Genomic DNA, 7,810 nt, shown 5'->3' with positions numbered 1-7,810 from the left:
GGCGGCTGGCGGCTGGCGGCTGGCGGCTGGCGGCTGGCGGCTGGCGGCTGGCGGCTGGCGGCTGGCGGCTGGCGGCTGGCGGCTGGCGGCTGGCTATGGCATGGAGTTCAGCTCGGCGCCTTCCTTCTTGACCGGCACGGGTATCAGGTCGGCCTTGCTCAGTCCCAGCCAGATGACGATGGCGGTCGCCACGTAGATGGTGGAGTAGGTACCGACGAAGATGCCGACGATCAGGGCCAGGGAGAAGCCGCTGATCGCCTCGCCGCCGAACAGATAGAGGGCGAACAGCACCAGCAATGTGGTTCCCGAGGTGACGATGGTGCGCGAGAGGGTCTGGTTGATCGAGTTGTTGGTGATCTCCATGACCGTGCCCTTGCGCATGCGGCGGAAGTTCTCGCGGATGCGGTCGAAGATGACGATGGTGTCGTTCAGCGAGTAGCCGATGACCGCCAGCACCGCCGCGAGCACCGTCAGGTCGAACTGGATCTGGAAGATCGAGAAGACGCCGACGGTGAAGAGCACGTCGTGGACGAGCGCGGCCACGGCCCCCACCGCGAAGCGCCACTCGAATCGCAGCGCTACGTAGATGAGGATGCCGATGAGCGAGAAGAGGACCGCCAGTCCGCCCTGCTCGCGCAGCTCCTCGCCGACCTGCGGTCCCACGTATTCCACCCGTCGCAGTTCGACCTCTCCCTTCGCGTCCTGACTGAGGGCACGGAACACCCGGTTGCTCAGCTCGGCGCTCGATTCCTCCTCCGCTTGAGGCATGAGACGGATGAGGATGTCGCGGTTGGATCCGAAGTACTGGATGGTCGCGCCGGGGAAGCCCTGCGATTCCAGCGACTGGCGCACCTCGCTCAGCTCGGCCGGCTCCTGATAGCCGACCTCGATCACCGTGCCTCCGGTGAAGTCGAGCCCGAAGTCGAATCCGCGGATGAGGATCGACAGCAGGGCGACGACCAGGGCCGTTCCCGACAGGATGGCCGCCAGCTTGCGCCGGCCCATGAAGTTGATGTCGAAGTCGTTGATGGTTCGCTTCGCGTTGGTGTTGCGTTTCGATGTCATGGCGATTTCCCCCTAGATGGCCAGCTTGTCGAGGCGTTTGCCGCCATAGACGAGGTTGACCAGGGCGCGCGAGCCGAGGATGGCGGTGAACATGGAGGTGACGATGCCGATGAAGAGCGTCACGGCGAAGCCCTTGACCGGACCCGTGCCGAAGCTGAAGAGCACCACGGCGGCGATGAGCGTGGTCACGTTGGCGTCGACGATGGTCGATAGGGCCTTGTCGTAGCCGGCGTGGATGCTCGCCTGGGGCGAGTTGCCGTTGCGGATCTCCTCGCGGATACGCTCGAAGATGAGTACGTTGGCGTCCACCGCCATGCCGACCGTGAGCACGATACCGGCGATGCCGGGCAGCGTCAGGGTGGCCTGGAGCATCGAGAGGACGGCGACGATCATCACCAGGTTGACCACCAGCACCAGGTCGGCGATCAGGCCGAACATGCGGTAGTAGAGGGCCATGAATCCGACCACCAGGGCTAGACCCACCATGACCGAGAAGAAGCCCTGGTCGATGTTGTCCTGACCCAGGCTGGGACCGATGGTGCGTTCCTCGACGATCTCGATGGGTGCGGCCAGGGCGCCCGAGCGCAGCAGCAGGGCGGTATTGTGGGCCTCCTCGCTGCTGTCGAGACCCGTGGTCTGGAAGCGGCGGCCGAAGGGCTCGCGGATGCTGGCGACGCTGATGACCTCCTCGACCTTGCGAGTGGTCTTGACCGGCTCGCCGTCGACCATGCGCGTGGTGGTGCGGTTCTCGATGAAGACGACCGCCATCGGCTTCCCGACGTTCTCGGTGGTGACGTTGCGCATGCGGCGCGCGCCCTGGCCGTCCAGGTTGACGAAGACCGCCGGGGTGCCGCTCTGGCTGTCGAAGCCGGCCGAGGCGTCGGTGATCTGGTCGCCGGTGACGATGACGCGGCGCTTGAGCAGGATCGGGGTTCCGTCACGCTCGTAATAGAGCTTGCTGCCGACCGGAACCCGTCCGGCGACCGCGTCGGCGACGCTGCCCTCGGTGTCGACCAGGCGGTATTCCAGGGTCGCCGTGGCGCCGAGGATCTCCTTCAGACGTCCCGGATCCTGGGCGCCCGGGAGCTCGACGACGATGCGCCGGTCGCCCTGGCGCGCGATGCTCGGCTCGGCGACGCCCAGGGCGTTGACGCGGTTGCGCAGCGTGGTGATGTTCTGCTGCAGGGCGAAGTCCTTGATCTCCTTCTGCTCGGTCTCGGGCAGACTGGCATCGATCTGGAAGTTGCCGTCGCTCTCGCTCGACTGCAGCTGCAGGTTGCGGAACTCGCGGTTCAGCACCTTCTCGGCCTTGTCGCGGTTCTCGGCGTCCGAGAACTTGAGGGTGATTTCGGTGCCGTCGCGCAGGATGGTCAGATAGCGGACCTTGGCCTCGCGCAGCTGGGAGCGCAGGTCGCCGATGTAGCGTTCGAGCGCCTGATCCAGCGCGGCCTCCATGTCGACGTCGATGACGACGTGGATGCCGCCGCGCAGGTCGAGTCCCAGGGCCATCTGATTCATGCTCAGGGCACGCATCCAGCCGGGCAGGTCGGCGACCTGGGTGAGCGCGGTGCGGTAGCGCTCGGCGAGGGTGCGGTCGATCGTCTCCTGGCCCTTCAGCTGCTGGCCCGGGGTGGCGAAGCGTACCAGCAGCTTCTCTCCCTCGCGGGGCTCGATCCCCTTGAAGGGGACCTTGGCGTTCTCGAGCGCCGCGCTGATCTCGCCGATGCTCGAGTCGGTGACGGAGGCGCCGCGCGCGGCACTGATCTCGATCGATGGGTCCTGAGGGTAGAGGTTGGGCAGGGCCAGCAGCAGGCCCAGCAGGATCACGCTCAGGATGAGCAGGTTCTTCCACAAGGGATATCGGTTCATTGCAGTTCCAATCTCAACATCGCTGGTCGCGACAGCCTGGAGGAAAGGCGGGGAGGGGACTTGGGGACGACCGCCGATGAGCGGTGGCCGCGACCTCATTGGAGATAGAGCGGCAGCGCAAATGAAACGGCTCGGATGCCTGAGGCCGCCGAGCCATGTTCGTGCCGTCTCTGCCGGTGATTCAGAGTTCCTTCAGGGTACCCTTCGGCAGTACGGCCTCGACCGCCATCCGGCGCACCTTGATCTGCACGCCGTCGGCGATCTCGACCAGGATGAAGTTCTCGCCGAGGTCGAGGACGCGACCGGCGACGCCGCCGACCGTGGTGATCTCGTCACCCTTGGCCAGCGCCTCGATCATCTTGCGATGCTCCTTCTGGCGCTTGGCCTGGGGGCGGATCAAGAGGAAATAGAAGACGACCGCGAACAGCACCAGCGGCAGCAGTGCCATGAAGGGGTCGCCGGCGGCAGCCGCCGGGTCGCCCTGGGCGAGGGCGTCGGAGATGAAAAAGCTCATATCTCTTCCCTAGTGGTGAAAGGATCTCTGAAGCGGATCCAGTTGCATGAATAGCGCTCCGTCGTCGGCCGGCGCGTCCGCCGCGAACGACGTGGCCGCGGATTATCGCACAAGGTCGGTCGCGAGTAAGAACCCATTCTCGGCGAAAGGTTCGTCAACCCGGACGGCGCGAGCGGTAATGTTCCCTGAAATCAGCGACGAATGCGTCGAGCCGGCCGGCGGCGATGGCCTCGCGCAGGCCGCGCATCAGGGTCTGGTAATAGTGCAGGTTGTGGATGGTCGCCAGACGCGCGCCCAGGATCTCCTTGCACTTGTCCAGATGATGCAGATAGGCCCGGCTGTAGTGTCGGCAGGTGTAGCAGTCGCACCGGGGATCGAGCGGGCCTTCGTCATAGCGGTTGGCGGCGTTGCGGATCTTGACGATGCCCTGGTGGGTGAAGAGATAGCCGTTGCGGGCGTTGCGGGTCGGCATGACGCAGTCGAACATGTCGATGCCGCGCTGGACCGCCGCGACGATGTCCTCCGGGGTCCCGACCCCCATGAGATAGCGCGGCCGGTCGGTGGGCATCTTGTCCGCGAGGAAGTCCAGCACCCGCAGCCGGTCCGCCTCCGGTTCGCCGACCGAGAGCCCGCCGATGGCATAGCCGTCGAAGCCGATCCGCGTCAGACCTTCCAGCGACTCGGCGCGCGGACCCTCGTGCATGCCGCCCTGGACGATGCCGAACAGGGCCGAGGGATTGTCGCCATGGGCCTCGCGCGAACGCGCCGCCCAGCGCAGCGACAGCTCCATGGAGGCGCGCGCCTGGTCCTCGTCGGCGGGATAGGGGGTGCATTCGTCGAAGATCATGACGATGTCCGATCCCAGCTCGCGCTGGACCCGCATCGAGACCTCCGGGCTGAGGAAGACCTTGCCGCCGTCGACCGGCGACTGGAAATGGACGCCCTCCTCGGTGATCTTGCGCAAATCGCCCAGACTGAAGACCTGGAAGCCGCCCGAGTCGGTCAGGATGGGTTTCTCCCAGTGCATGAAGTCGTGCAGGTCGCCGAGTTTGCGGATGATCTCGGTTCCGGGTCGCAGCATCAGATGGAAGGTATTGCCGAGTACGATCTCGGCGCCGACCTCCAGCAGTTCCTCGGGCGTCATGGCCTTCACGGTGCCGTAGGTGCCCACGGGCATGAAGGCGGGGGTCTCGACCGTCCCGCGCGCGAAGCGCAGACGGCCCCGGCGCGCCAGACCATCCTGCCCAACCAGATCAAATTCCATCATCGTCTCCGGTACGACCGTCCTTCAGCCAGGCGGTCAGTTCATACAGATGCGTCACCGTCAGCGACGGCGGTTCGAGCGTCTCCGGCCAGTCGCGGCCGGTGCGGTTGACCCAGATCGCGGGGATGCCGAACGCGCGCGCCGCCTCCACGTCGGTCCAGGGGTCGTCGCCCAGGTGCAGGCATTCGTCGGTGTCGCAGCCGGTGAGTTCGAGCGCCCGGCGGAACATGGCCGGATCCGGCTTGGCCGCGCCGATCCCGGCCGCCGTGAGATTGTGGGCGAAGATCCCGCGCAGACTCGTCACCTCGACATCGGCGTTGCCGTTGGTGAGGCTGACCAGTCGGTAGTCCGGTGCCAGCGCGCGCAGCACGGGCAGGGCGTCCGGATAGGGTTCGACCCGGCTACGGTGCTCCAGGAAGAGCGAGACCGCCGCGTCGGCCAGATCGGCCGGGTAATCGAAGGACTCCAGCAGCTGGATCAGCGAACGGTGCCGTACCAGCCCCAGGTCGTGCGCGATCTCGGGCATCGACTCCATGACCGTGCGGCGATGCGCGCGCATGCTCTCGATGTCGTGCGCCTCGGCGAGCCGGGGCGCCTTGTCCCGCAGCCAGCCGTGGAGCACCTGTTCCGCCGCCTGGATCGCCGGCAGACAGGGCCAGAGGGTGTCGTCCAGGTCGAAGGTGATGAGGCGGATGCGTGATCGGGACATGGCCTAGCGGGTCGGAAAAGGGACGCATTGTGCCTGTAAGCCCGATCCGACGCCAAACCGGATCGGCCGATCGGCAGGGCTCGTCCCCATCCCGCATGCGACTCTGCTAGCCTAGTCTCAAGCAACGAGACACAGCAGGTATCCCGCGATGGAAGCCCTGGATCTTCATAACCCCATTCACCGCGTCAGCGTGGATCGGTTCCACCAGATGATCGACGCAGGCGTCTTCGCAGACGGCGATCGCGTCGAGCTGATCGACGGGGAGATGCGAGACATGTCGCCGATCGGACCCTTGCACAACAGTGCAACCAATACCCTGAACATGATTCTGGCGCCGCTGCTTTCGGGCAAGGCCATTGTCAGCGTTCAGGGCCCTCTGGTTCTGGACGACGGCACCGAGGTCTATCCCGACCTCATGGTGCTGCGCCAGCGTGCCGACCGCTATGCCGAATCCAACCCCACTGGCGAGGACGTGCTGCTGGTCGTCGAGGTCGCGGACTCCAGCCTCGCCGCCGATACCGGGGTCAAGCTCGCCAAATACGCCCATGTCGGCATCCGTCTCTACTGGGTGGTCGACATCCCGAGCCGCGCCTTGCACGCGTATCGTGATCCCAATGCGTTCGCCGGCCGCTATCGGCAGCTCCATTCGGTCGGCGAGGGCGCGCTCGGCATATCCATCCAGGGCGTCGATGTCCGAGTCGAGGTGGCCGACCTCTTCCCCCGTTGAGCTCCGGCTGGATTCCGGGAGAGGCTGCGCCGTTCCTCGGTCAGCGGTGCATGGGCCGATCCGTCGCTGCTTCCTCGCGCAGGGTGCCGTGGACCAGCTCCACCCAGTAGCGGACGCCGATGCCGATCACGCCGTCGTTGAAGTCGTAGCCCGGGTTGTGCAGTGCACGTCCGTGGGCGCCCTGGGTGCCGTTGCCGAGCATGACGTAGGCCCCGGGACAGGCGGCGAGCATCCAGCCGAAGTCCTCGGCCCCCATGGTCGGCGGCAGGTCGCGGACGATCCGCTCGGGACCGACCGTGCGCTCCATGGCCTTCAGCGCCACGGCTGCCGCTTCTGCGTCGTTGACCGTCGAGCGGTAGCGCCGCTGGTAGTCCAGATCGACCTCGACGCCGTGGGCGGTCGCGATCCCCTCGGCCATGCGCCGCATGCCCTGCTCGATGTTTTGCTGCACCGATTCGTCGAAGGTGCGGACGGTTCCGCCGAGCGTGACCCGGTCCGGGATCACGTTCTCGGTGGTTCCGCCCTGGATTCGGGTGACGCTGAGCACGGCGGCCGCCAGCGGGTCGCTGGATCGGCTGACCAGGGTCTGCCAGGCACCGATGATCTGGGCCGCGGCGACGATGGGGTCGCGCGCCCGGTGCGGATAGGCGGCATGTCCGCCCGTCCCCGAGATACGCAGCTCGAAGAAGTCGGCCGCGGCCATGACCGGACCCGAGCGCACCCCCATGCAGCCGGCCTCGATCCCGGGCCAGTTGTGCAGACCGAAGACGGCGTCCATCGGGAAGCGCTCGAAGAGCCCCTCGTCGACCATGCGCCTGCCGCCGGCCAGGTTCTCCTCGGCGGGCTGGAAGATGAAGTGACAGGTCCCGCTGAATCCGCCGTGCTCCGCGAGCCAGGTAGCGGCGCCGAGCAGCATGGTCGTGTGCCCGTCATGACCGCAGGCATGCATCAGACCCGGCTGGCGCGAGGCATATCCGAGCCCCGTGTGCTCGTCCAGCGGCAGCGCGTCCATGTCCGCGCGCAGACCGATGGTCCCGCCCTCGCCGCGACGCAGCGTGCCCACGACCCCGGTGCCGGCCAGGCCTCGGTCGACCTCCAGTCCGAGGGCCGCGAGACGCTCGGCGACCAGGTTCGAGGTCCGCTCCTCGCGGAAGGCGAGCTCGGGATGTGCGTGCAGGTCGTGGCGCAGCTCGGCGAGATCGGCGCACAGCGCCTCGAAGGCGGTTCGATCGTTCATGTTCAAGGCATTTCCGTGAATCGAGTCCGAGTCAGGCGCCCATCCGCGCACTGCCAGGCCCGTTTCCTCGCAGATTCGTAGGGCGCAATAGCGCAGCGTATTGCGCCGAAAGGACGTTGGCACAGGCCCAGCAGACTCATGGCTCAAAGACAGGGCTCGATGTGCGAGGGACATGCGCCAGTCGTCGTGTCTTGTGGCGAGCAGCCTACCAATCATGCGGCGCAATACGCTATCACTATTACGCCCTACGCGAGTGAAGTGCATCCTGATGCTTCCGGACTTAACGTGCGGCGGCTTTCGGAACACTTTGCGCCGACTGACTGGTCAAGATCCAGCGTAAGCGTTCAGACCCTCCTCCTCCCTTGGGGACGTGAAGACAGACGGGCTCCGCTATGGCAAAGTCAAAACCACGACCTAAACGACGC

7 protein-coding genes are annotated in these 7,810 nt (G+C 66.2%); 1 reads left to right on the top strand and 6 read right to left on the bottom strand.

Annotated features, from left to right (window positions below; translation table 11 throughout):
• Positions 1–93 precede the first annotated feature (93 nt).
• The 5 genes from secF to D779_RS20520 form a co-directional block, all read right to left on the bottom strand.
• Positions 94–1,065, bottom strand: a complete 972-nt coding sequence (gene secF / locus D779_RS20540) for a protein translocase subunit SecF (protein WP_052348338.1) — start codon at positions 1,063–1,065, stop codon at positions 94–96.
• A 12-nt stretch (positions 1,066–1,077) separates the two neighbouring features.
• On the bottom strand, positions 1,078–2,934 hold the full coding sequence (gene secD, locus D779_RS20535) for a protein translocase subunit SecD (protein WP_043758295.1): 1,857 nt from the start codon (positions 2,932–2,934) through the stop codon (positions 1,078–1,080).
• Between the two features lie 181 nt (positions 2,935–3,115).
• Positions 3,116–3,448, bottom strand: coding sequence for a preprotein translocase subunit YajC (gene yajC, locus D779_RS20530; RefSeq protein ID WP_043758292.1), 333 nt, complete (start codon positions 3,446–3,448; stop codon positions 3,116–3,118).
• Positions 3,449–3,602: 154 nt separating this feature from the next.
• On the bottom strand, positions 3,603–4,712 hold the full coding sequence (gene tgt / locus D779_RS20525) for a tRNA guanosine(34) transglycosylase Tgt (protein WP_043758289.1): 1,110 nt from the start codon (positions 4,710–4,712) through the stop codon (positions 3,603–3,605).
• A complete protein-coding gene (locus tag D779_RS20520) occupies positions 4,702–5,421 on the bottom strand; it encodes an HAD family hydrolase (protein ID WP_043758288.1) in 720 nt (239 codons plus the stop codon). Before D779_RS20520 ends, tgt begins: the two co-directional genes overlap by 11 nt.
• A 148-nt stretch (positions 5,422–5,569) precedes the next feature.
• Here D779_RS20520 and D779_RS20515 point away from each other — a divergent pair, with 148 nt between their 5' ends.
• Complete coding sequence (locus tag D779_RS20515) at positions 5,570–6,148, top strand: Uma2 family endonuclease (protein ID WP_043758282.1); 579 nt, start codon at positions 5,570–5,572, stop codon at positions 6,146–6,148.
• A 40-nt stretch (positions 6,149–6,188) separates the two neighbouring features.
• Here the strand turns inward: D779_RS20515 and D779_RS20510 are convergent, their stop codons facing one another.
• Entirely contained in the window at positions 6,189–7,385 is a 1,197-nt protein-coding gene (locus tag D779_RS20510; RefSeq protein ID WP_043758277.1) for a M20 aminoacylase family protein, read from the bottom strand.
• Positions 7,386–7,810 lie beyond the last annotated feature (425 nt).

Origin of the sequence: Imhoffiella purpurea (genome assembly GCF_000585215.1) — a bacterium.
GTDB lineage: Bacteria > Pseudomonadota > Gammaproteobacteria > Chromatiales > Chromatiaceae > Imhoffiella > Imhoffiella purpurea.
The sequence above is the reverse complement of the archived record's forward strand: the minus strand, read 5'-3'. Positions and strand labels throughout refer to the sequence as shown.

Excerpts from the sequence above, each read along its gene's own strand:
- secF (WP_052348338.1), bottom strand. The coding sequence starts at position 1,065 with ATGACATCGAAACGCAACACCAACGCGAAGCGAACCATCAACGACTTC.
- secD (WP_043758295.1), bottom strand. The coding sequence starts at position 2,934 with ATGAACCGATATCCCTTGTGGAAGAACCTGCTCATCCTGAGCGTGATC.
- yajC (WP_043758292.1), bottom strand. The coding sequence starts at position 3,448 with ATGAGCTTTTTCATCTCCGACGCCCTCGCCCAGGGCGACCCGGCGGCT.
- tgt (WP_043758289.1), bottom strand. The coding sequence starts at position 4,712 with ATGGAATTTGATCTGGTTGGGCAGGATGGTCTGGCGCGCCGGGGCCGT.
- D779_RS20520 (WP_043758288.1), bottom strand. The coding sequence starts at position 5,421 with ATGTCCCGATCACGCATCCGCCTCATCACCTTCGACCTGGACGACACC.
- D779_RS20515 (WP_043758282.1), top strand. The coding sequence starts at position 5,570 with ATGGAAGCCCTGGATCTTCATAACCCCATTCACCGCGTCAGCGTGGAT.
- D779_RS20510 (WP_043758277.1), bottom strand. The coding sequence starts at position 7,385 with ATGAACGATCGAACCGCCTTCGAGGCGCTGTGCGCCGATCTCGCCGAG.